This is a genomic window from Pseudomonas sp. BJP69 (genome assembly GCF_007633355.1).
GTDB lineage: Bacteria > Pseudomonadota > Gammaproteobacteria > Pseudomonadales > Pseudomonadaceae > Aquipseudomonas > Aquipseudomonas juntendi.
Window position 1 is genome coordinate 1633823 of the sequence record NZ_CP041933.1, and the last position, 20821, is coordinate 1654643.

22 protein-coding genes are annotated in these 20821 nt (G+C 62.3%); 15 read left to right on the top strand and 7 right to left on the bottom strand.

Going from position 1 to position 20821, the window contains the following annotated elements; translation table 11 throughout:
• Positions 1 to 2 precede the first annotated feature (2 nt).
• From FPB55_RS07615 to FPB55_RS07625, 3 genes are read right to left on the bottom strand one after another with little or no spacing between them, the layout of a single operon-like run.
• Entirely contained in the window at positions 3 to 1262 is a 1260-nt protein-coding gene (locus FPB55_RS07615; protein WP_054904781.1) for a dihydrolipoamide acetyltransferase family protein, read from the bottom strand.
• A complete protein-coding gene (locus FPB55_RS07620) occupies positions 1263 to 2321 on the bottom strand; it encodes an alpha-ketoacid dehydrogenase subunit beta (protein WP_009684256.1) in 1059 nt (352 codons plus the stop codon).
• A gap of 1 nt (position 2322) precedes the next feature.
• Positions 2323 to 3555, bottom strand: coding sequence for a 3-methyl-2-oxobutanoate dehydrogenase (2-methylpropanoyl-transferring) subunit alpha (locus FPB55_RS07625; protein WP_029887003.1), 1233 nt, complete (start codon positions 3553 to 3555; stop codon positions 2323 to 2325).
• A gap of 198 nt (positions 3556 to 3753) precedes the next feature.
• On the opposite strand from FPB55_RS07625, the gene bkdR reads away from it, so the two are divergent.
• Positions 3754 to 4239: a Bkd operon transcriptional regulator BkdR gene (gene bkdR, locus FPB55_RS07630; RefSeq protein ID WP_003254485.1), complete on the top strand. Its 486-nt coding sequence runs from the start codon at positions 3754 to 3756 to the stop codon at positions 4237 to 4239.
• Positions 4240 to 4469: 230 nt separating this feature from the next.
• Positions 4470 to 5810, top strand: coding sequence for an MFS transporter (locus tag FPB55_RS07635; RefSeq protein WP_054904782.1), 1341 nt, complete (start codon positions 4470 to 4472; stop codon positions 5808 to 5810).
• Between the two features lie 171 nt (positions 5811 to 5981).
• Here FPB55_RS07635 and FPB55_RS07645 read toward each other — a convergent pair whose 3' ends face one another.
• From FPB55_RS07645 to flgA, 4 genes are all read right to left on the bottom strand, one after another.
• Positions 5982 to 6725, bottom strand: a complete 744-nt coding sequence (locus FPB55_RS07645; protein WP_009684253.1) for a flagellar brake protein — start codon at positions 6723 to 6725, stop codon at positions 5982 to 5984.
• 79 nt (positions 6726 to 6804) lie between these two features.
• Positions 6805 to 7272 (bottom strand): flagellar protein FlgN, encoded by a 468-nt coding sequence (locus FPB55_RS07650; RefSeq protein ID WP_144187909.1) that lies wholly within the window; start codon positions 7270 to 7272, stop codon positions 6805 to 6807.
• A gap of 49 nt (positions 7273 to 7321) precedes the next feature.
• On the bottom strand, positions 7322 to 7636 hold the full coding sequence (flgM, locus tag FPB55_RS07655) for a flagellar biosynthesis anti-sigma factor FlgM (protein WP_144187911.1): 315 nt from the start codon (positions 7634 to 7636) through the stop codon (positions 7322 to 7324).
• 163 nt (positions 7637 to 7799) lie between these two features.
• Positions 7800 to 8552 carry a flagellar basal body P-ring formation chaperone FlgA gene (gene flgA / locus FPB55_RS07660; protein ID WP_029887005.1) on the bottom strand — a complete coding sequence of 251 codons (753 nt, stop codon included), beginning with the start codon at positions 8550 to 8552 and terminating at the stop codon, positions 7800 to 7802.
• 77 nt (positions 8553 to 8629) lie between these two features.
• On the opposite strand from flgA, the gene FPB55_RS07665 reads away from it, so the two are divergent.
• The 13 genes from FPB55_RS07665 (at position 8630) to flgK (ending at position 20815) form a co-directional block, all read left to right on the top strand.
• Positions 8630 to 9559, top strand: a complete 930-nt coding sequence (locus tag FPB55_RS07665; protein WP_009684249.1) for a chemotaxis protein CheV — start codon at positions 8630 to 8632, stop codon at positions 9557 to 9559.
• Between the two features lie 49 nt (positions 9560 to 9608).
• Positions 9609 to 10436, top strand: a complete 828-nt coding sequence (gene cheR / locus FPB55_RS07670; protein ID WP_009684248.1) for a protein-glutamate O-methyltransferase CheR — start codon at positions 9609 to 9611, stop codon at positions 10434 to 10436.
• 324 nt (positions 10437 to 10760) lie between these two features.
• The gene (flgB, locus tag FPB55_RS07675) at positions 10761 to 11171 is read left to right on the top strand and encodes a flagellar basal body rod protein FlgB (protein WP_009684247.1); all 411 of its coding nucleotides are present in this window, start codon (positions 10761 to 10763) and stop codon (positions 11169 to 11171) included.
• Between the two features lie 2 nt (positions 11172 to 11173).
• Positions 11174 to 11617 carry a flagellar basal body rod protein FlgC gene (gene flgC / locus FPB55_RS07680; RefSeq protein ID WP_025340101.1) on the top strand — a complete coding sequence of 148 codons (444 nt, stop codon included), beginning with the start codon at positions 11174 to 11176 and terminating at the stop codon, positions 11615 to 11617.
• A 12-nt stretch (positions 11618 to 11629) separates the two neighbouring features.
• Positions 11630 to 12331, top strand: coding sequence for a flagellar hook assembly protein FlgD (gene flgD / locus FPB55_RS07685; protein ID WP_009684244.1), 702 nt, complete (start codon positions 11630 to 11632; stop codon positions 12329 to 12331).
• A gap of 28 nt (positions 12332 to 12359) precedes the next feature.
• The gene (gene flgE, locus FPB55_RS07690) at positions 12360 to 13682 is read left to right on the top strand and encodes a flagellar hook protein FlgE (protein ID WP_009684243.1); all 1323 of its coding nucleotides are present in this window, start codon (positions 12360 to 12362) and stop codon (positions 13680 to 13682) included.
• Positions 13683 to 13814: 132 nt separating this feature from the next.
• Complete coding sequence (locus FPB55_RS07695) at positions 13815 to 13997, top strand: hypothetical protein (protein ID WP_054881819.1); 183 nt, start codon at positions 13815 to 13817, stop codon at positions 13995 to 13997.
• Between the two features lie 160 nt (positions 13998 to 14157).
• The gene (locus FPB55_RS07700) at positions 14158 to 14898 is read left to right on the top strand and encodes a flagellar basal body rod protein FlgF (protein ID WP_009684241.1); all 741 of its coding nucleotides are present in this window, start codon (positions 14158 to 14160) and stop codon (positions 14896 to 14898) included.
• A gap of 47 nt (positions 14899 to 14945) precedes the next feature.
• Positions 14946 to 15731: a flagellar basal-body rod protein FlgG gene (gene flgG / locus FPB55_RS07705; protein ID WP_009684240.1), complete on the top strand. Its 786-nt coding sequence runs from the start codon at positions 14946 to 14948 to the stop codon at positions 15729 to 15731.
• Between the two features lie 45 nt (positions 15732 to 15776).
• On the top strand, positions 15777 to 16472 hold the full coding sequence (gene flgH / locus FPB55_RS07710; protein WP_029887007.1) for a flagellar basal body L-ring protein FlgH: 696 nt from the start codon (positions 15777 to 15779) through the stop codon (positions 16470 to 16472).
• 6 nt (positions 16473 to 16478) lie between these two features.
• Positions 16479 to 17594 (top strand): flagellar basal body P-ring protein FlgI, encoded by a 1116-nt coding sequence (locus FPB55_RS07715; protein ID WP_161891729.1) that lies wholly within the window; start codon positions 16479 to 16481, stop codon positions 17592 to 17594.
• Between the two features lie 11 nt (positions 17595 to 17605).
• Positions 17606 to 18760, top strand: a complete 1155-nt coding sequence (flgJ, locus tag FPB55_RS07720; RefSeq protein ID WP_009684237.1) for a flagellar assembly peptidoglycan hydrolase FlgJ — start codon at positions 17606 to 17608, stop codon at positions 18758 to 18760.
• 12 nt (positions 18761 to 18772) lie between these two features.
• Complete coding sequence (gene flgK / locus FPB55_RS07725; RefSeq protein ID WP_054881820.1) at positions 18773 to 20815, top strand: flagellar hook-associated protein FlgK; 2043 nt, start codon at positions 18773 to 18775, stop codon at positions 20813 to 20815.
• Positions 20816 to 20821 lie beyond the last annotated feature (6 nt).

The window sequence follows — 20821 nt, forward strand, 5'->3', positions numbered from 1 at the left end:
GATCACTCCACGAACAGGCAGGCAGGTTGTTCGAGCAGGCCACGCACGGCCTGGATGAACAGGGCGGCGTCCATGCCATCGACCACCCGGTGGTCGAACGAGCTGGACAGGTTCATCATCTTGCGCACGACGATCTGGCCGTCGATCACCACCGGCCGCTCGACCATGCGGTTGACGCCGACGATCGCCACCTCCGGCGTGTTCACCACGGGCGTGCTGACGATACCGCCCAGCGCTCCGAGGCTGGTCAGGGTGATGGTCGAACCGGACAGTTCTTCGCGGTTGGCCTTGTTGTTGCGCGCGGCATGGGCCAGGCGTGTGATCTCGCTGGCGTTGGCCCACAGGCTGCCTGCTTCGGCGTGGCGCAGCACCGGCACCATCAGCCCGTTGTCCCCTTGCGTAGCGATGCCGACATGCACCGCACCATGGCGGGTGATGACCTGCGCTTCGTCGTCGTAGGTCGCGTTGATCTGCGGGAAATCACGCAGCGCCACCACCAGCGCACGCACCAGGAACGGCAGCAGGGTGAGTTTGCCGCGGCTGTCGCCGTGCTTGCTGTTGAGTTGCTGGCGCAGGGCTTCGAGGGCCGTGACGTCGATTTCTTCCACGTAGCTGAAGTGCGCGACCCGGCGCTTGGCGTCCTGCATGCGCTGGGCAATCTTGCGGCGCAGGCCGATCACCGGCACCTGCTGGCTGTCGGTGCGCTTGGCATAGCCATTCGGCGCCTGCCCAGTGCTGCTTTGCGGCTTGCTCATGAAGGCGTCGAGGTCTTCGTGCAGAATGCGCCCGGCCGGGCCGCTGCCATGCACGTAGCGCAGTTCGATACCCGCATCCAGGGCGCGCTTGCGCACGGCGGGCGAAGCCAGCGGCTTGTCGCCCGGCTGACGCGGCACGATGGGCGCGGTTTCATGGTTGGCCGGTGCCTGGCAGGCGACCGGTTTAACGGGTTCCTGCGGCGCTGCCGGCGCAGCTGCAGTTTCCACCTGTTTGGCCTGCGGCACATCCACATGGTTACCGCTGCCTTCCACCTCGATGCGGATCAGCTCGCTGCCGACCGCCATCACTTCCCCGGGTTGGCCGCCCAAGGCCAATACTTTGCCACTGACCGGCGAAGGGATTTCCACAGTTGCCTTGTCGGTCATGACATCGGCCACCACCTGGTCTTCGGCGATGGTGTCGCCGACCTTGACGAACCATTCCACCAACTCGACCTGCGCAATGCCTTCGCCAATGTCCGGCATCTTGATGACGTGCGTGCCCATTCAGACCTCCATGACCTTTTTCAATGCCGCGCCTACCCGCGAAGGCCCAGGGAAGTAAGCCCATTCCTGTGCGTGAGGGTAGGGGGTGTCCCAGCCGGTGACACGCTCGATTGGCGCCTCCAGGTGGTGGAAGCAGTGCTCCTGCACCAGCGACACCAGTTCGGCACCAAAGCCACAGGTGCGGGTGGCCTCGTGCACTACCACGCAGCGGCCGGTTTTTTTCACCGATGTGACAATGGCCTCGAGGTCCAGCGGCCAGAGGCTGCGCAGGTCGATCACTTCGGCATCGACGCCGCTCTCTTCGGCTGCCACCTGGGCGACGTACACGGTGGTGCCGTACGTCAACACGGTCACGTCATTGCCTGGCCGGGCAATGGCGGCCTTGTCCAGCGGTACGCTGTAGTAGCCGTCGGGCACGGCACTGTGCGGGTGTTTCGACCAGGGTGTCACGGGGCGGTCGTGGTGGCCGTCGAACGGGCCGTTGTACAGGCGCTTGGGCTCCAGGAAAATCACCGGGTCGTCGCATTCGATCGAGGCGATCAGCAGGCCCTTGGCGTCGTACGGGTTCGATGGCATGACCGTACGCAGGCCGCACACCTGGGTGAACATGGCTTCCGGGCTCTGGCTGTGGGTCTGGCCACCGTAAATGCCGCCGCCGCAGGGCATGCGCAGGGTCAGCGGGGCGATGAATTCACCGGCCGAGCGGTAACGCAGGCGGGCCATTTCGGAAACGATCTGGTCAGAGGCAGGGTAGAAGTAGTCGGCAAACTGGATTTCCACCACCGGGCGCAAACCGTAGGCGCCCATGCCTACCGCGGTGCCGACGATACCACTCTCGGAGATCGGCGCGTCGAATACGCGCGACTTGCCGTACTTGGCCTGCAGGCCCTCGGTGCAGCGGAACACGCCGCCAAAGTAGCCGACGTCCTGGCCGTACACCACTACATTGTCGTCGCGTTCAAGCATGACATCCATGGCCGAGCGCAGGGCCTGGATCATGGTCATGGTGGTGGTGGCCATGGCGGTTTCCGGGTTGATGCTGTTGTTGTGGTCGTTCATGTCAAACCCCCAGTTCCTGGCGTTGGCGGCGCAGGTGGTCGGGCATTTCTTTGTACACGTCCTCGAACATCGAGGCAGCGCTCGGGATATGACCGTTGGCCAGGGTGCCGTATTGCTCGGCCTCTTTCTGCGCGGCGATCACCGCCGCTTCAAATTCGGCGGTGGTGGCCTGGTGTTCTTCTTCGGACCAGTGGCCGATCTTGATCAGGTGCTGCTTAAGCCGGGCGATCGGGTCACCCAGCGGGAAGTGGCTCCAGTCATCGGCGGGGCGGTACTTGGACGGGTCGTCAGAGGTCGAGTGCGGGCCGGCGCGGTAGGTGACCCACTCGATCAGGCTGGGGCCCATGCCACGGCGCGCGCGTTCGGCGGCCCAGCGCGAGGCGGCATACACCGCGACGAAGTCGTTGCCGTCGACCCTCAGCGAGGCGATGCCGCAGCCCACGCCGCGGCCGGCGAAGGTGGTCGATTCGCCACCGGCAATGGCCTGGAAGGTCGAGATGGCCCACTGGTTGTTGACCACGTTGAGAATGACCGGCGCCCGGTACACGTGAGCGAAGGTCAGGGCGGTGTGGAAGTCCGACTCGGCGGTGGCGCCGTCGCCGATCCACGCCGAGGCGATCTTGGTATCGCCCTTGATCGCCGAGGCCATCGCCCAGCCGACGGCTTGCACGAACTGGGTGGCCAGGTTGCCGCTGATGGTGAAGAAGCCGGCCTCGCGTACCGAGTACATGATCGGCAGCTGGCGGCCCTTGAGCGGATCGCGCTCGTTGGACAGCAACTGGCAGATCATGTCCACCAGTGACACGTCGCGGGCCATCAGGATGCTTTGCTGGCGGTAGGTGGGGAAGCACATGTCGGTGCGGTTCAATGCCAGTGCCTGGCCGCTGCCGATGGCTTCCTCGCCCAGGCTCTGCATGTAGAAAGACATCTTCTTCTGGCGCTGGGCAACCACCATGCGGCTGTCGAACACCCGGGTCTTGAGCATGGCGCGCATGCCCTGGCGCAGGACCTGCGGGTCGATGTCTGCAGCCCACGGGCCCTGAGCGTTACCTTGCTCGTCAAGGACGCGGACCAGGCTGTAGGAAAGGTCGGCGGTGTCGGCAGCATCGACATCCACAGGAGGCTTGCGGGCTTGACCTGCGTCGTTCAGGCGCAGGTAGGAAAAATCGGTCTGGCAGCCTGGCCGGCCGGTGGGCTCGGGCACATGCAAACGCAGGGGGGCGTACTCGTTCATGCTTTTTACGCTCGCTCGGGTATTTGTTTTTGTGAGCTTTGAAGCGGCCGCCGCTGAGTGCCGGCTTGTGACTGGCAGGTCAGCGTCACCTACATCTTAGTGGCCCGGCAGGAGAATTTTTCTCTCAAGTTGATTGCCTTTGCTGTGCGCGGCAGATAAACATTCCGTATAACCAAAAAAAACCGGTGATTTTGTCTCATGCGCAAACTCGATCGTACCGATATCGGCATTCTCAACAGCCTGCAGGAGAACGCCCGCATCACCAACGCCGAGCTGGCACGCTCGGTGAACCTGTCGCCCACGCCCTGTTTCAACCGGGTGCGGGCCATGGAAGAGCTTGGCGTGATTCGGCAGCAGGTGACGTTGTTGTCGCCCGAAGTGCTGGGGCTGGATGTGAACGTGTTCATTCATGTCAGCCTGGAGAAACAGGTGGAGCAGTCGCTGCATCGCTTCGAGGAAGAAATCGCCGAGCGACCCGAGGTGATGGAGTGCTACCTGATGACCGGTGACCCGGACTACCTGCTGCGGGTACTGCTGCCAAGCATCCAGGCGCTGGAGCGGTTTCTCGATTACCTGACCCGGTTGCCGGGGGTGGCCAATATTCGCTCGAGTTTTGCCCTGAAGCAGGTGCGCTATAAAACCGCCCTGCCGCTGCCAGCCAATGGCATGACCTTGCGCGAGTGAGCCATGCAGCGCCGTTGGCGTGGGAACTGTTGAACTGCGAATTCATCGAAGGCTAGGTCGCCAGCAGCCGTGCCAAACAGCGCGTGCTGGCAGTACCAGCCTGATCGCGACACCACCTGCACCGGACACGCCGCCATGGCGGCAAATCGCTCAAGGGGGCCTGCGCCGAGCGGGTTTTGCCCTTATGCTGCTAGCAGCCCGCCACCTGACCAGGGAGCTCCTCGGTACCTATGCGAAATGTATGGAAGCCGTTTCAGTCGTTGTATTTCGCCGCGCTGATGATGTTGATCGGCTCGGGTCTGCTCAGTACCTACCTCGCCTTGCGCCTGGCTGCCGACCACGTCGACAGCCTGTGGGTCGGTGCCTTGATGGCGGCCAACTACTTTGGCCTGGCAGTGGGCGGCAAGGTCGGCCACCGGCTGATCGGTCGGGTCGGGCACATACGTGCCTATGCCACCTGCGCCGGCATCGTTGGCGCGGCGGTGCTCGGCCATGGCCTGACCGACTGGCTGCCGGCGTGGGTCGGCCTGCGCATGATTGTTGGCCTGGGCATGATGTGCCAGTACATGGTCATCGAGAGTTGGCTCAACGAGCAGGCGGATGTGAAGCACCGCGGCGCGGTGTTCAGCGGGTACATGATTGCCTCGTACCTGGGCCTGGTGCTCGGCCAGCTGATTTTGGTGGTGCACCCGGCGCTTGGCCCGGAATTACTGATGCTGGTGGCTATGTGCTTTGCCCTGTGCCTGGTGCCGGTGGCCATGACCCGGCGTATTCACCCGGCACCCTTGCGCCCGGCCCCGATGGAGCCGAAATTCTTCATCAAGCGCGTGCCGCAGTCGCTCAGCACCGTGCTCGGCTCGGGGCTGATCGTGGGTTCGTTCTACGGCCTGGCGCCGTTGTATGCCTCCAGCCAGGGCATGAGTACGGAGCAGATCGGTTTGTTCATGGGTAGCTGCATCTTTGCCGGCCTGCTGGTGCAGTGGCCGCTGGGCTGGTTGTCCGACCGTTACGACCGGGCGGTACTGATCCGCAGCGTGGCGGTGGGCCTGGCACTGGCGGCAGCGCCGTTGGCGGTACTGCCCAGCGTGCCGCTGGAGTTGCTGTTCGGCATCGGCTTCGTGATTTCGCTGTTGCAGTTCTGCCTGTATCCGCTGGCGGTGGCGTTTTCCAACGACCACGTGGAAAGTGAGCGGCGGGTGTCGTTGACCGCGATGCTGCTGGTGACTTACGGCGTTGGCGCCTGTATCGGGCCATTGGCGGCTGGCGTGCTGATGAAGGTGCTGGGCGCGCAGATGCTGTATGCCTTCTTCGTGTTCTTTGCGCTGGTGCTGGTGTGGCGCATCCGGCCGAAGGCGGTTACCGGCTTACACCAGGTGCAGGACGCACCGCTTGGTCACGTGGCGATGCCGGCGGCCGGTTCGCCATTGTCGGCGGCCCTGGACCCGCGCGTGGATGAGCAGACCGTGCAGGATGTAATGCAGGCACCGGTGGCGGCAGAGGATACCGAGGCGGAAGAGAAGGGGGCCGAGCAACAGGCGCCCGAGGCTGAAGACGCGAGCAAGTCAGTGTAAGCCTGTGCTGGCCTCTTCGCGGGCTTGCCCGCTCCCACAGGGTCACCGCCAGCCTCAAGGGCAGTGCAATACCTGTGGGAGCGGGCGAGCCCGCGAAGGGGCCAGCACTGGAGAAACACAAACGAAAACGCCACCTCGAAAGGTGGCGTTTCTGCTTCAACCAGCCGACGGTCAGTAGTCGTCTTTGTCGAACCGCCGCGCCTCACGCTGCAGCTGGTACACGAAACTCTCGACCTTGCGCTGTGCCGGGCCGCTGAGGTTGTGGAAGCGTACGCCGGCAAAGGTGGTGTTGATGCGCTCTTCGTAATGCAGGTGGCGCAGCTCGACCATGGTGTCGACCAGGCCCAGCGGGTTACCCGCCTTGAAGCGCTCATACACCTGGCCCAGTTGCAGGCGGCTTTCGACATCGCCCTCGAAGCGCAGTTTGCAGCCGGTGGCGGAGATGTCCAGCAGCTTGCCGCGCAGGGCACCGTTGCCTTTGAGGTGGGTACCGTCAAGGATCACGTCGACCAGTTGCGACAGCTTAAGCGCGGCGCGGAAGGCATTGCGGCGCTGGTGGTAGGTCATCTCGACTGGCAAGGGGCCGCTGTAGCAGCGGTGGCCGTTGACTTCGCTGATCTTCAGTGCGTGGTTGCATTCCCAGGCAATACGCACGCCGTCGTGGAAGCCTTCGACACGGAAGTGTTCACCGCTCTCGATGAACTTCTCGCCGTCACGGGGGATCATTTCATCCAGCGCCAGGGTGTTGCTTTCACGGTCCACGTGCGTCACGTAGCTCTGGAAGCGGTGGCTGCGGTCATGGAAGGTGATGATCAGCGGGTCGTGGCTTTCTTGCAGTTGCCGCAAGTTGGCCGCAATCTCCAAAGGGGTGCTCAGCACCTTTGGCGGTTGCGGGGCATCTGATTCATTGAACACGGCTTATCGTTCTCCAGGCAAAAGCGACTCACGCAAGTAACGGCATTTTGCCAGTATGTTCCGTGCCTTGATAGAAAAATCAGACTTGGCTGAGGGCGCGTGGCTTGCTCAGCAGCGATGTGCCGCCACGGCTATTGTACAGCGACGGTGAATCGCCGCCTTGAAGGATGCGGATCTGGTTATTGGTGACGTGTTGCTGCACCTGGATGATACGGCCATTGGTCTGGTTGATCTGTTGGCACTCATCCATCAGTTGCGCCAGCATATCCAGCCGCTGCAACAGCACATCACCGTGCGGCGACTGCGCGGCCATGGCCTGCACGCCGCTGCGATCGGCACTCAGCCCCAGGCTGGCAAGCAACTGGCTGCGGCGCTGGCCATGCTGTTCGAGCAAGATGATCAGCGACTGCTTGCGCGCCAGGATCTGCTCCAGCAGCGGCATGTCGCGGCCGTGCAGGGCGATCGCTTCCTTGTGCAGAAGGTCTAGCAGTTCCTGCATCGGGGCAATGTCATCTTCGATCAGTTGCAGCAAAGTGGTGTCGTGCATGGCTAACTCTTGGCTTTTCTAGCGTCCGTGAAGTCAGCGCGCCGCTCGGTCAGCGCTGGGCTTCGAAATCAAGCAGTTTGCTGGCGACCCGGCCGGCATCGACCTGGTAGCTGCCGTCGGCGATAGCCTGTTTCAACTGAGCCACACGGGCGCTGTTGACCACCGGTTCGTCGCGCAGCTTGTCGCTGATCTTCTGCAACTGCTGGGCCTCTTGGCTGAGGTGTACCGCTTCTCCGCTGGCGCCGGTGTCTTTCACCGCTTCCTGGCTGGCTGCCGGTTTTTCGGCGCCGCCGGTGGCGCTGTTACCGCGCACGCCGCCCGTGACGGACGGAGAGTTATTCAAACGACTGAAGTCGATGACCATGATCAGAAACCTCTGGGTATTTGGACGCTTGCCTTGTTTTCGGCCAACCCGATAGAAACTTTAGGCACAAATGCGTTGCCGCCTGTCAGCAAGCTCGCCACCCGTTTTCTGACACAGTTTAGGAAATGCGGTTCCGCACCGCCAGCGCCTTCTGGCGATTGGTCTACATGCTGACCTCGACCTGGCCAGGGCCGGTGACCCTGGCCTTGACCACCCGTTTCGAATTGAGGTTGCGTACCCTTATCTGCTCGCTGAGGCCGCCCTTGCTCAGGGCTTCGCCTGGCATGCGCACGCTCAGGCTACCGCTGCGCGCCACGATGACCACCTGATCACCCTTGCGCACCACCTCGGCCTGCTCCAGGTGCTGCGGGGTGAGCACCTGGTCGATCACCGTGGGGCGCAGCATCTTCATGCCCACGGCTTGGTCTAGTTCGCTGAGGAAGCCCTGGCCCAGGGTGCCGACATCCCGTTCGCGCAGGGCCACGTCGCCTTCACCAACGACGTTGTCACGCTTGAGCGGGCGGGTTACCACCACCACGTCGCGGAACAGCCGCACCGTGGCGGGAACGAATACCGTCCACGGCGCGGCGCCATTGCAGCGCACCCGCACGGTCACCCGGCCCAGTGGCTGCGCGGGGCTTTCCAGCGAGGCGTCCAGTTGCTGGCTGCACAACGGCATGCGCAGGCGCGGGTCCAGCGAGCTGACCTCGATTTCATAGCGGCCGGCGGTCTGGGTACTGGTCAGATAATCTTCGACGGTAAATTCAAGAAACCCTTGGGTGACACCGATAAGCTGTTCAGGCAAGGTGAACGCGTCCGCTAGCGTGCGAACGCCGGGCATCAGCAGGCACAGCGTGGCCAGCGAGCCAGTCAGCAGGCGCGTCAATCGTCGGAAAAATGTCGTTTTCGTGTACATGACGCTCAAAAAAGCAAAGCCCGTGCCGACTCACTGTTCGAGTTGCAACGTAAGGCTGAAATGTTAAGGAGTCTGGCATGGCGGGTGTGATGGATTCGGTCAACCAGCGCACGCAGCTGGTGGGGCAGAATCGCCTGGAGTTGCTGCTGTTCCGCCTCAATGGCGAACAGCTTTACGGCATCAACGTATTCAAGGTCAGGGAAGTGCTGCAATGCCCTGCGCTGACCCTGCTGCCCAAGGCGCACCCGGTGGTGCGCGGGGTGGCCAACATTCGTGGGGCGACCATCCCGATCCTCGACTTGTCGATGGCGACCGGGCTGCGACCGCTGCAGGAAGACACGCGCAAGAGTTTCGTGATCATCACCGAGTACAACACCAAGACCCAGGGCTTTCTGGTGCATTCGGTCGAACGCATCGTCAACATGAACTGGGAAGAGATCCACCCACCACCCAAGGGTACCGGCCGGGACCACTACCTGACCGCCGTCACCCGGGTGGATAACCGCATGGTCGAGATCATCGACGTGGAGAAAGTGCTGGCCGAGGTGGCACCTTCTTCCGAATCGGTATCGGCCGGGGTGGTCGATGCCGAGGTGCAGGACAAGGCCGTGCTGCTGCGGGTGCTGACCGTCGACGATTCGTCGGTGGCACGCAAGCAGGTCAGCCGCTGCCTGCAGACCGTCGGGGTGGAAGTGGTGGCGCTCAATGACGGCCGCCAGGCCTTGAACTACCTGCGCCAGCTGGTAGAGGAGGGCAAGAAGCCGGAAGAGGAGTTCCTGATGATGATCTCCGACATTGAAATGCCGGAAATGGACGGCTATACGCTTACCGCGGAAATTCGCAGTGACCCGCGCATGCAAAAACTGCACATCTGCCTGCATACTTCGCTTTCCGGGGTGTTCAACCAGGCGATGGTCAAGAAGGTCGGCGCTGATGACTTCCTGGCCAAGTTCAAGCCGGACGACCTGGCCCAGCGGGTGGTCGACCGGATCAAGGCAGCGCATTGAAGCAGCCGGGGCAAGCCCTGGCACCAGTGATTGAAAAGAGGCGGCAGTAGTGTCTACGGGTAATTTGGATTTCGAACAGTTCCGGGTCTTCCTGGAGAAAGCCTGTGGCATCCTGCTGGGGGAAAATAAGCAGTACCTGGTTTCCAGCCGTCTCAACAAGCTGATGGAGCAACAGGGCATCAAGAGCCTGGGTGAGCTGGTGCAGCGCATCCAGACCCAGCCGCGCGGCGGCCTGCGCGAGCAGGTGGTCGATGCCATGACCACCAACGAGACCTTGTGGTTTCGCGACACCTATCCGTTCGAAGTGCTGAAGAACAAGGTTATCCCCGAGTTCATTCGCAACAACCCTGGGCAGCGGCTGCGCATGTGGTCCGCCGCCTGCTCGTCGGGCCAGGAGCCGTATTCCATCTCGATGGCCATTGACGAGTTCGAGCGCAGCAACCTCGGCCAGCTGAAGATGGGTGCGCAAATCGTGGCTACCGACCTCTCCGGTACCATGCTGACCAACTGCAAGACCGGTGAGTACGACAGCCTGGCGATTGCCCGCGGTTTGTCCCAGGAGCGCCTGCAGCGTTATTTCGACCCCAAGGGGCCTGGGCGCTGGGCGGTCAAGCCGGCGATCCGCAGCCGCGTCGAGTTTCGTGCCTTCAACCTGCTCGACAGCTATGCCAGCCTGGGCAAGTTCGACATCGTGTTCTGCCGCAACGTGTTGATCTACTTCTCGGCGCAGGTGAAGCGCGACATCCTGCTGCGTATCCACAGCACGCTGAAGCCGGGTGGCTACTTGTTCCTCGGCGCCTCGGAGGCGTTGAACGGGTTGCCGGACCATTACCAGATGGTGCAATGCAGCCCGGGGATTATCTACCAGGCCAAGTAAGCAGAAGGCCGGCGACGAAAGTTGCCGGCCTTTTTGTTTGCCTGTACCGCCTTCAGGCTTGCATGGCCCCTGTGGGAGCGGGCATGCCCGCGAAGAGGCCGGCTCAGGAAAACCCTGACGTCAAATTTTTGTTTTGCCGCTTTTGCCAACCGGCAATTGCCGCTTTCACTGCCAAAGGCGGAAGGCCTTTGCCGCTTTTCTGGCATCACGCTGACAGCATGCCGCGCGCATACCCTATATTTTCGGGGGGCAGGGGGGGTTGGCACAGCCCTTGCTATAGCTTGCTCAACAAAACTCCGGTCAACCTCTGAAGGTTTCCCCGATATGAGCATCAGTTTCGACAAGGCGCTTGGCATTCACGAAAAGGCCCTGGGCTTCCGCGCCCAGCGCGCCGAAGTGTTGGCCAACAACATTGCCAACGCCGACACGCCCAACTACAAGGCGCGTGACATGGACTTCTCTTCGGTGCTCGCCGCCGAAACCAGCAAGCAGCAAAGTGGCCGCTTTGCCATGGAGCGGACCAACAGCCGGCACATCGAAGCCGAAGGCCTGGCCGTCGCTGCTGACGACACGCTCAAATACCGCACGCCGCTGCAGCCTTCGATCGACCAGAACACCGTCGACGCGCAGATCGAGCAGTCGAACTACACCGAAAACGCCATTGGCTTCCAGGCCAGCTTCACCTTGCTCAACAGTAAATTCAAAGGGCTGGTTTCCGCCCTGCGGGGAGAATGACCATGTCCCTTTCCAGTGTCTTCAATATTGCCGGTAGCGGCATGAGCGCGCAGAACACGCGCCTGAACACCGTCGCTTCCAACATCGCCAACGCCGAGACAGTCTCGTCGAGCATCGACCAGACCTACCGCGCTCGCCATCCGGTGTTCGCCACGACCTTCCAAGATGCACAGGCTGGCGGCAGCCAGTCGCTGTTCGAGGACCAGGGTGAAGCCGGGCAGGGCGTGCAGGTAAAGGGCATCGTCGAAGACCAGAGCAACCTTGAAGCCCGCTACGAGCCGAACCACCCGGCGGCGAACAAGGACGGCTATGTCTACTACCCGAACGTCAACGTGGTCGAGGAGATGGCTGACATGATCTCGGCCAGCCGCGCGTTCCAGACCAACGCCGAGCTGATGAACACGGCCAAGAGCATGATGCAGAAAGTGCTGACCCTGGGGCAGTGATAGGAAGCCGACATGACCACCACCAATTCCACGACAGACGCTGGCAGCGCGTACCTCACCTCGCTGCAGAAGCAGACGTCGAAAACCGACAGCTCAACCGGTGCTGCCGGCAGTGCACTGGGCAAGGATGCGTTTCTGCAGTTGCTGGTAACCCAGATGCAGAACCAGAACCCGCTCGACCCGCAGGAAAACGGCGAGTTCGTCGCCCAGTTGGCGCAGTTCAGCAGCCTGGAAAGCATGCAGTCGCTCAATGATGCAGTGACCTACATCGCCGCTGGGCTGCAGTCTTCCCAAGCCCTGCAGGCTTCTTCCCTGGTGGGGCGCAATGTGGTCGTGCAGACCGACAAAGCCGTTGTCGACACCAGCAAGGACCTGCGAGGTTCGGTCAACCTGACCTCGTCCAGTACTTCGACTTCGGTGGGCATCTACGACAAGGACGACAAGCTGGTGCGGACCATCGACCTGGGTACCCAGAAAGCCGGCAGTATCGACTTTACCTGGGACGGCCTGGACGATGACGGTGAAGTCGCGGCTGCCGGGACCTATACCTTCAAGGCCACGGCCTCGATCGATGGCCAGGCCACCAGCATGACCACCAACCTGCCAGCGTCGGTGACCAGCGTGACCATGGGTACCAACGGATCGGAAATGATGCTCAACCTGGCCGGGCTGGGCAGTGTTGCGCTTTCCAAAATTCAAAGCATCGGCATCTAGGGCCTGAGCAAAACGACAGGAGTTACACATGTCTTTCAACATCGGCCTTAGCGGCCTCTATGCAGCGAACAAGGCCCTTAACGTTACCGGCAACAACATTGCCAACGTCGCCACCACCGGTTTCAAATCGTCGCGTGCCGAGTTCGCCGACCAGTACTCCAACTCCATTCGGGGTACCAGTGCCGGCAAGAGCGTGATCGGCACCGGCGTCAAGACCGCCGCGGTTTCCCAGCTGTTCACCCCGGGCAACATCAATGCCACCGGCCAGGCGCTGGACATGGCCATCGATGGCAACGGTTTCTTCGCCCTGAATGACAACGGTTCGAAGATCTACACCCGTGCCGGCGCGTTCTACAGCGATAAGGAAGGCTATGTGGTCAATGCCGGCGGGGCAAACCTGCAGGGCTATGCGGTCGGTGAGGACGGCAAGATCATCCAGGGTGTTCTGACCGACCTGCAAATCGACACGTCCAACCTGACGCCGAAGCCGACCAGCCTCATCACCGAGAAGATCAACCTCAACTCGGGTGCCACCGCCCCGTCGGTCACGCCGTTCGATCCGACCAACGCCAGTTCCTACAACTTCACCTTCAATACCCCGGTGTATGACAGCCAGGGCAACGAACACCAGATGAATCAGTACTTCATCAAGGACGACGTTACCAATACCTGGTCCATGCACACCACCATCGATGGGCGCAACCCGGCTAACCCGGCTTCTACCACGCCCTTGGTCAACGCCGTGCCGTTCAAGTCCGATGGCACGCTGGACAAGGACGCCATGGCTGCGGGTGACGTGGTCGGCGGCCTGAGCATTGGTGAAGACAAGATCTTCCAGCTCAACGACTGGATTCCGGCGCAGAAAAATGCCGCTGGCGAGTGGTCGGCCAATGGCGCCGTCGCCAACGCCGATGGCGTCAAGCTGGACATGCTCGGCGCCACCCAGTACAACGCCTCATCCGCTGAAATCGCCAAGACCCAGGACGGCTTCGCCACAGGCGAGCTGTCCGGGTTGAGTATCGACCAGAACGGCTACCTGTTCGCCAGCTTCACCAACGGCAAGGACAAGGTGATCGGCCAGGTGGCGATTGCCAATTTCGCCAACCTGCAAGGCCTGACGCCGATTGGCGGCACCAACTGGAAGGAATCCTACGCCTCGGGCGTGCCGGTGATCGGCGCCCCTGATACCGGTACTTTGGGTCAGATTACGGGTGGCGCGTTGGAAGATTCCAACGTCGACCTGACCGGCGAGCTGGTCAACCTGATCAAGGCGCAGAGCAACTACCAGGCCAACGCCAAGACCATTTCCACCGAAAGCACCATCATGCAGACCATCATCCAGATGACTTGATGATGCCTGGGGCTGCACAGCAGCCCTGCGCGACAAAAGGCTGCGCCTACAGGTGATCGCGATTCCCTGGAGGCGCAGCCTTTTATCGCGATGGGCCGCAAGGCGGTCCCACATTCTGAAAGGTTGACGCTCATGACAAGGCTAATGCTGATAGCCCTGCTGGCCATGGCTTTGCCGCTTTCGGCCGCTCCCGCCCCGTTCTACTTATGGCAAAGCCTGGTCACCGGCCGCTACCTGTGTGTGCCCCACAACCCGGGCAAGGGCTGGGTACGCCATGCCGGCCCCTACAACAACGCAGCTTGCCGCAGCCATTGAGCCTACCTTGCCGCAGGCGGCAATTATCCGCCGACAAACTGACGGTTACTGCCCCGTGGCACGCTGCAAGCCCCGTAAACCGGCTGTTTCAGACTTGGTTCGATTATTGCTTTGAACCTGCCCAGTGACAGCGCGGCAGCGACGCGCAGAAGGAGATACTGTGGACAAGTTGCTTTATGTGGCCATGACCGGTGCCAGCCAGAACGCGCTGGCGCAGAAGGCCCACGCCAACAACCTGGCGAACGTTTCCACCAATGGTTTTCAGCGCGACCTGGAACAGGCCCGCTCGATGCCGGTGTTCGGTGACAGCTTCCCGGCGCGCGCATTCGCCATGACCGAACGGCCTGCGACCGATTTCACCCAGGGGCCCCTGGTGGAAACCGGCCGTGACCTGGACGTGGCGGTGACCGGCAACGGTTTCATCGCGGTACAGGCCCCCGACGGCAGCGAAGCCTATGTGCGCACCGGTAGCTTGAACATCGATGCCCTTGGCGTGCTGCGCGCCGGCAATGGCATGCCGGTGATCGGCAACGGTGGCCCGATCGCCGTACCGCCCGAGCAGAAGGTGGAGGTCGGCGCTGATGGCACCCTCAGTATCCGCTCCATGGGCGAAGACCCGCGGGTGATTGCCGAGGTTGACCGCATCAAGCTGGTCAACCCCGACATCAAGGGCCTGAAGAAGGGCCTGGACGGCTTGATCCACACCACGTCTGGCCAGCCGGCCGATGCCGACGTGAATGTACGGGTCGTGTCGGGCTTTCTGGAAGGCAGCAACGTCAACGCGGTCGAGGAAATGACCTCGGTGCTGGCGTTGTCACGCCAGTTCGAACTGCACGTCAAGATGATGAACACGGCCAAGGAAGGCGACGAAGCCATGGCTCGGGTTTTGCAAATCGGCTAATCACTTTTGAACGCGTGCCGTAAAACAGGCGCACGAGGAGAAATTACATGCTTCCGGCTCTTTGGGTCGCTAAAACCGGCCTGTCCGCACAGGACACCAACCTGACGGTCATTTCCAACAACCTGGCCAACGTCTCGACCACCGGCTTCAAGCGTGATCGTGCCGAATTCGCCGACCTGCTCTACCAGGTGAAACGCCAGCCTGGCGCCCAGTCTACCCAGGACAGCGAGCTACCCTCGGGCCTGCAGGTAGGTACAGGTGTGCGCATTGTCGGTACCCAGAAAAGCTTCGTCGCCGGCAGCCTGCAAACTACCGAAAACCCGCTGGACATGGCGGTCAACGGGCGTGGCTTCTTCCAGATCCTGCAGCCGGATGGCACCGTTTCCTATACCCGTGACGGTACCTTCCACCTCAATTCCGACGGCCAGATCGTTACCGCCAACGGCTATGCCCTGGAACCCGCGATTGTCGTGCCCAACGATGCTCAGACCTTCACCGTGGGCACCGACGGCACTGTCTCGATCACCACGGCCGGCAACCCGGCTGCGCAGGTGATCGGCAACATCCAGACCGCCGACTTCATCAACCCGGCCGGCCTGCAAGCAATTGGCGACAACCTGTTCCTGGAAACCGCCGCCAGTGGCGCGCCGCAAGTCGGCACCCCGGGGCTGAACGGTTTCGGCACAACCCAGCAGCAGACCTTGGAAAACTCCAACGTCAGCACCGTGGAAGAGCTGGTGAACATGATCACCACCCAGCGCGCCTACGAGATGAACTCCAAGGTCATCTCCACCGCCGACCAGATGCTGTCGTTCGTTACCCAGCAGCTCTAAGCCGCCTTGTACTTTCGTTACACCCGTGCCCGTGAGGTAAGCGTCATGAATCGTCTGTTGTCCGTTTTCGCCCTGGGGGGGGCGGTGTTGCTGGCAGGTTGCGTCGCGCCGACGCCCAAGCCCAACGACCCGTACTATGCGCCGGTGTTGCCGCGCACCCCATTGCCGGCAGCGGCCAACAACGGTTCGATCTACCAGGCCGGTTTCGAGCAGAACCTTTACAGCGACCGCAAGGCGTTCCGGGTGGGTGACATCATCACCATCACCCTCAACGAGAAAACCTCGGCCAGCAAGAACGCCGGGTCGCAGATTGCCAAGAACAGCAAGACCAATATCGGCCTGACGTCGCTGTTCGGTGGCACACCGAACACCAACAACCCGTTTGGCGGCGGCGACCTCTCGCTGGAGGCGGGCTACAGCGGTGACCGCGCCACCAAGGGCGATAGCAAGGCGACCCAGGGCAACACCCTGACCGGCTCGATCACCGTAACGGTGGCCGAAGTACTGCCCAACGGCATCATCGCTGTGCGCGGTGAAAAGTGGCTGACCCTGAACACCGGCGAAGAGTTGGTGCGTATTGCCGGCATGGTCCGTGCCGACGACATCGCCACCGATAACACCGTACCGTCCACCCGTGTGGCCGACGCGCGCATTACCTATTCCGGTACCGGCTCGTTCGCCGATGCCAGCCAGCCTGGTTGGCTGGACCGCTTCTTCCTCAGCCCGCTTTGGCCTTTCTGAGTACGGATGACCATGTTCAACGTGAGGCAGCTGATTGCCGCAACCCTGCTCCTGTCCTGTGCCTGTGTGGCCCAGGCCGAGCGCCTGAAGGATATCGCCAGTATTTCTGGCGTGCGCTCCAACCAGTTGATTGGCTATGGCCTGGTGGTTGGCCTGAACGGTACGGGTGACCAGACCACCCAGACCCCGTTTACCCTGCAAACCTTCAACAACATGCTGTCGCAGTTCGGCATCAAGGTGCCGCCAGGCTCCGGCAACGTGCAGTTGAAAAACGTCGCTGCCGTGTCGGTGCATGCCGACTTGCCGCCGTTCGCCAAGCCGGGCCAGGTGGTCGACATTACCGTGTCCTCGATCGGTAACTCGAAGAGCCTACGCGGCGGCAGCCTGCTGATGACCCCGCTCAAGGGGATTGACGGTAACGTCTACGCCATCGCCCAGGGCAACCTGGTGGTCGGCGGCTTCGACGCCGAGGGCCGCGACGGCTCGAAGATCACCGTCAACGTTCCGTCGGCGGGTAGGATTCCAGGTGGTGCCAGCGTGGAGCGGGCCGTGCCAAGCGGCTTCAACCAGGGCAATACCCTGACCTTGAACCTGAACCGCCCCGATTTCACCACTGCCAAACGTATCGTCGACAAAGTCAACGACCTGCTGGGCCCGGGTGTGGCCCAGGCGGTGGACGGTGGCTCGGTGCGGGTCAGTGCGCCGATGGACCCAAGCCAGCGCGTGGACTACCTGTCGGTCCTGGAAAACCTGGAAATCGATCCCGGCCAGGCGGTGGCCAAAGTCATCATCAATTCGCGTACCGGTACCATCGTCATTGGCCAGAACGTGAAGGTTTCGCCAGCGGCGGTGACCCACGGCAGCCTGACCGTGACCATTACCGAAGACCCGATCGTCAGCCAGCCGGGCCCGCTCTCCAACGGCCAGACTGCCGTGGTGCCACGCTCGCGGGTCAATGCGGAGCAGGAGGCCAAGCCGATGTTCAAGTTCGGCCCAGGCACCACGCTGGATGAAATCGTCCGCGCGGTGAACCAGGTGGGCGCAGCGCCCGGTGACCTCATGGCCATTCTCGAAGCCCTGAAACAGGCCGGCGCCCTGCAAGCCGACCTGATCGTGATCTGAGGCCGCCGCCAATGAACAGCAAAAGCCTGGTTTCCGGTAGTGCCGACAGCGGCGCCTACACCGACCTCAACCGCCTCAACGCGCTCAAGCAGGGTGACCGCGACAGCGAAGCCAATGTGCGCAAGGTGGCCCAGGAGTTCGAGTCGCTATTCATCAGCGAAATGCTCAAGGCCTCGCGCAAGGCCAGCGATGTGCTGGCTGACGACAACCCGATGAACACCGAAACGGTCAAGCAGTACCGAGACATGTACGACCAGCAACTGGCCGTAAGCATGTCCCGCGAGGGGGGCGGCATCGGCTTGCAGGACGTGCTGGTGCGCCAGCTGACCAAGGGCCGCAGCGCTTCGATCAACACCAGCCCATTCCCGCGGGTGGATAACGCAGGCCCGGCCTTGTGGGGCAACAAGGTGGCAGAGCCGGCACATGCCACCCCGCCGGCCAGCGCCCGCAACGACGTGGCTGCGCTCAATTCGCGGCGCCTGGCCCTGCCCAGCAAGCTCACCGACCGCCTGCTGGCCGGTATCGTGCCCTCGGCGGCTACTGCCAACGCTGCTGCCGTGCCGGCGCGTGAAGGCCAGCAAGTGGCCAAGGCTTTCGCCGTGCCGGACTCGGGGCTGCGCATTGTCGGTCGCGCCGTGGCCCAGCCGCCACTGGCACCGAAAAAAGCCTTTGCCGACAGCGACGAATTCGTCGCCACCATGCTGCCGATGGCTGAGCAGGCAGCCAAGCGCATCGGCATCGACCCGCGCTACCTGGTGGCCCAGGCTGCACTGGAAACCGGTTGGGGCAAATCGGTCATGCGCAATAGCGACGGCAGCAGCAGCCACAACCTGTTTGGCATCAAGGCCACCGGCAACTGGCAGGGCGAGCAGGCGCGCGCGATCACCAGCGAGTTCCGCGATGGCCAGTTCGTCAAGGAAACCGCAGCGTTCCGCAGCTACGACTCGTACCAGGACAGCTTCCACGACCTGGTGACCTTGTTGCAGAGTAATTCCCGCTATCAAGGTGCACTGGATTCGGCCGATAACCCAGAGCAGTTTGCAAGAGAGCTGCAAAAGGCAGGTTATGCGACCGACCCGGGCTATGCGCGCAAGATCATCAGCATCGCCCAGCAAATGCAGTCAACCCCGCAATACGCCATGGCTGGCAGAACCACGAATTTATAAAAGGACTAAAGCATGTCGAGCCTGATTTCGATTGGCCTGAGTGGCCTGAATGCCAGCCAGGCGGCATTGTCGGTAACCAGTAACAACATCGCCAACGCCGCGACCAGTGGCTATTCGCGCCAGCAGACGCTGCAGGCTGCGGGGCCTTCGCACAACATCGGCGCGGGGTTCCTGGGCACCGGCACCACGCTGGCCGATGTGCGCCGCATCTACAGCTCCTACCTGGACAACCAACTGCAGACGGCCACCTCGCTGCAGGCGGACTCGGCCACCTTTCAGGACCAGATCACCAGTGTCGACAAACTGTTGGCCGACCGTGACACGGGTATCAGCTCGGTGCTTACGGCATTTTTCGCGGCCATGCAGACGGCCGCAGCCAAGCCGGGTGATGTCGCCTCGCGGCAGCTGTTGCTGACTCAGGCGCAAACCCTGAGCAACCGGTTCAACGCGGTGAGCACCCAGTTGTCCCAGCAGAACGCCACGATCAACTCCCAGCTCGATACCATGGCCGGGCAGGTGAACAAGCTCACCGCCAGCATTGCCGAGTACAACAAGCAGATCACGGCGGCCAGTGCCTCTGGCAACACCCCCAACAGCCTGCTGGATGCGCGCGGTGAAGCGGTACGCCAGCTCAATGAGCTGGTGGGGGTGACGGTGCAGGAGCGCGACGGCAACTACGACGTGTACCTGGGCAGTGGCCAGTCGCTGGTTACCGGCACCAAGGCCAATACCTTGTCGGTGGAGCCGGGGGTGGCCGACAAGAGCCAGGTTGGCCTGCGTATCAACTATGACTCGTTCAGCTCGGACGTGACCTCGGTGATTTCTGGTGGCGCCATCGGCGGTTTGCTGCGCTATCGCCAGGATGTGCTGACGCCGTCGATGAACGAGCTCGGCCGTGTTGCCCTGGTGGTCGCCGACAGCATCAACAGCCAGTTGGGGCAGGGCCTGGATGCCAATGGCCAGTTCGGCAGCTCGCTGTTTTCCAGCATCAACAGTGCCACCGCCATTGCCCAGCGCAGCCTCGCGTCGTCGAACAACAGTGCCGGCTCCGGCAACCTGGATGTCACCATCGCCGACAGCGGGGCACTGACCACCTACGACTACGAAGTGAAGTTCACCAGCGCCAACCAGTACAGCGTGCGCCGCTCCGACGGTACCGACATGGGCAGCTTTGACCTCAATGCCGACCCGGCGCCGGTGATCGACGGGTTCAGCCTGGCGTTGAAAGGCGGTGGCCTGGCGGCCGGCGACAGCTTCAAGGTCATCCCGACCCGTGCCGCTGCCGGTAGCATCACCACCACCCTGACCGACGCCAACAAGCTGGCTTTCGCCGGGCCGATCAGTGCCAACGCGGGCAGTGGCAACAGCGGCACCGGCACCATCACCCAGCCGACGCTGGGTGAAGCGCTGGACATTTACGGCGGTGCCGACACCGCGTTGATCCAGCAGTCGATTCGCGACTCGATGCCGGTGCGCGTGGTGTTCGACGCCGCCAGTAGCGGTTCGCAGGGCTACAAGCTGTTCGATGCCAAGGGCACCCAGATCGGCACGGGCAGTGTGGTGCCAGGGCAGGACAACAAGCTGTCCATCGCGGTGCCAATGCTGGATGGTTCGGGCAACCCGATTCTGGATGGCAGCGGCAACCCGCGTACCTTCAGTGTCGAGACCACCATCGGCGGCAGCCCTGCCGCCAACGACAGCTTTACCCTGTCGTTCAATGCCGACGGCAAGGCGGATAACCGCAATGCCACGGCGCTCCTGGAGCTGCAGACCAAGTCGACGGTCAATACCGGCTCGGGTGGCGGTACCAGCTTCACGTCTGCCTACGCCTCGCTGGTCGAGCGCGTGGGGGCCAAGGCCAACCAGGCGTCCATCGACACCACCGCCACCGAAGCGGTGCTCAAGTCCGCCAGCGAAAGCCGCAGCGCGGTGTCCGGGGTCAACCTGGATGACGAAGCGGCCAGCCTGGTCAAGTTCCAGCATTACTACACGGCGTCTTCGCAGATCATCAAGGCGGCGCAAGAAACCTTCAGCACCCTGATCAACGCTTTGTAAGGAGTA

What these genes read in the sequence shown, in the direction of transcription:
- flgG (WP_009684240.1), top strand. Translation starts at nt 14,946, where the DNA reads ATGCTTCCGGCTCTTTGGGTCGCTAAAACCGGCCTGTCCGCACAGGAC.
- flgM (WP_144187911.1), bottom strand. Translation starts at nt 7,636, where the DNA reads ATGGTCATCGACTTCAGTCGTTTGAATAACTCTCCGTCCGTCACGGGC.
- flgB (WP_009684247.1), top strand. Translation starts at nt 10,761, where the DNA reads ATGAGCATCAGTTTCGACAAGGCGCTTGGCATTCACGAAAAGGCCCTG.
- FPB55_RS07650 (WP_144187909.1), bottom strand. Translation starts at nt 7,272, where the DNA reads ATGCACGACACCACTTTGCTGCAACTGATCGAAGATGACATTGCCCCG.
- FPB55_RS07665 (WP_009684249.1), top strand. Translation starts at nt 8,630, where the DNA reads ATGGCGGGTGTGATGGATTCGGTCAACCAGCGCACGCAGCTGGTGGGG.
- FPB55_RS07695 (WP_054881819.1), top strand. Translation starts at nt 13,815, where the DNA reads ATGACAAGGCTAATGCTGATAGCCCTGCTGGCCATGGCTTTGCCGCTT.
- FPB55_RS07620 (WP_009684256.1), bottom strand. Translation starts at nt 2,321, where the DNA reads ATGAACGACCACAACAACAGCATCAACCCGGAAACCGCCATGGCCACC.
- flgK (WP_054881820.1), top strand. Translation starts at nt 18,773, where the DNA reads ATGTCGAGCCTGATTTCGATTGGCCTGAGTGGCCTGAATGCCAGCCAG.
- FPB55_RS07625 (WP_029887003.1), bottom strand. Translation starts at nt 3,555, where the DNA reads ATGAACGAGTACGCCCCCCTGCGTTTGCATGTGCCCGAGCCCACCGGC.
- bkdR (WP_003254485.1), top strand. Translation starts at nt 3,754, where the DNA reads ATGCGCAAACTCGATCGTACCGATATCGGCATTCTCAACAGCCTGCAG.
- FPB55_RS07635 (WP_054904782.1), top strand. Translation starts at nt 4,470, where the DNA reads ATGCGAAATGTATGGAAGCCGTTTCAGTCGTTGTATTTCGCCGCGCTG.
- flgA (WP_029887005.1), bottom strand. Translation starts at nt 8,552, where the DNA reads ATGTACACGAAAACGACATTTTTCCGACGATTGACGCGCCTGCTGACT.
- FPB55_RS07615 (WP_054904781.1), bottom strand. Translation starts at nt 1,262, where the DNA reads ATGGGCACGCACGTCATCAAGATGCCGGACATTGGCGAAGGCATTGCG.
- flgD (WP_009684244.1), top strand. Translation starts at nt 11,630, where the DNA reads ATGACCACCACCAATTCCACGACAGACGCTGGCAGCGCGTACCTCACC.
- flgC (WP_025340101.1), top strand. Translation starts at nt 11,174, where the DNA reads ATGTCCCTTTCCAGTGTCTTCAATATTGCCGGTAGCGGCATGAGCGCG.
- FPB55_RS07715 (WP_161891729.1), top strand. Translation starts at nt 16,479, where the DNA reads ATGACCATGTTCAACGTGAGGCAGCTGATTGCCGCAACCCTGCTCCTG.
- flgE (WP_009684243.1), top strand. Translation starts at nt 12,360, where the DNA reads ATGTCTTTCAACATCGGCCTTAGCGGCCTCTATGCAGCGAACAAGGCC.
- flgH (WP_029887007.1), top strand. Translation starts at nt 15,777, where the DNA reads ATGAATCGTCTGTTGTCCGTTTTCGCCCTGGGGGGGGCGGTGTTGCTG.
- flgJ (WP_009684237.1), top strand. Translation starts at nt 17,606, where the DNA reads ATGAACAGCAAAAGCCTGGTTTCCGGTAGTGCCGACAGCGGCGCCTAC.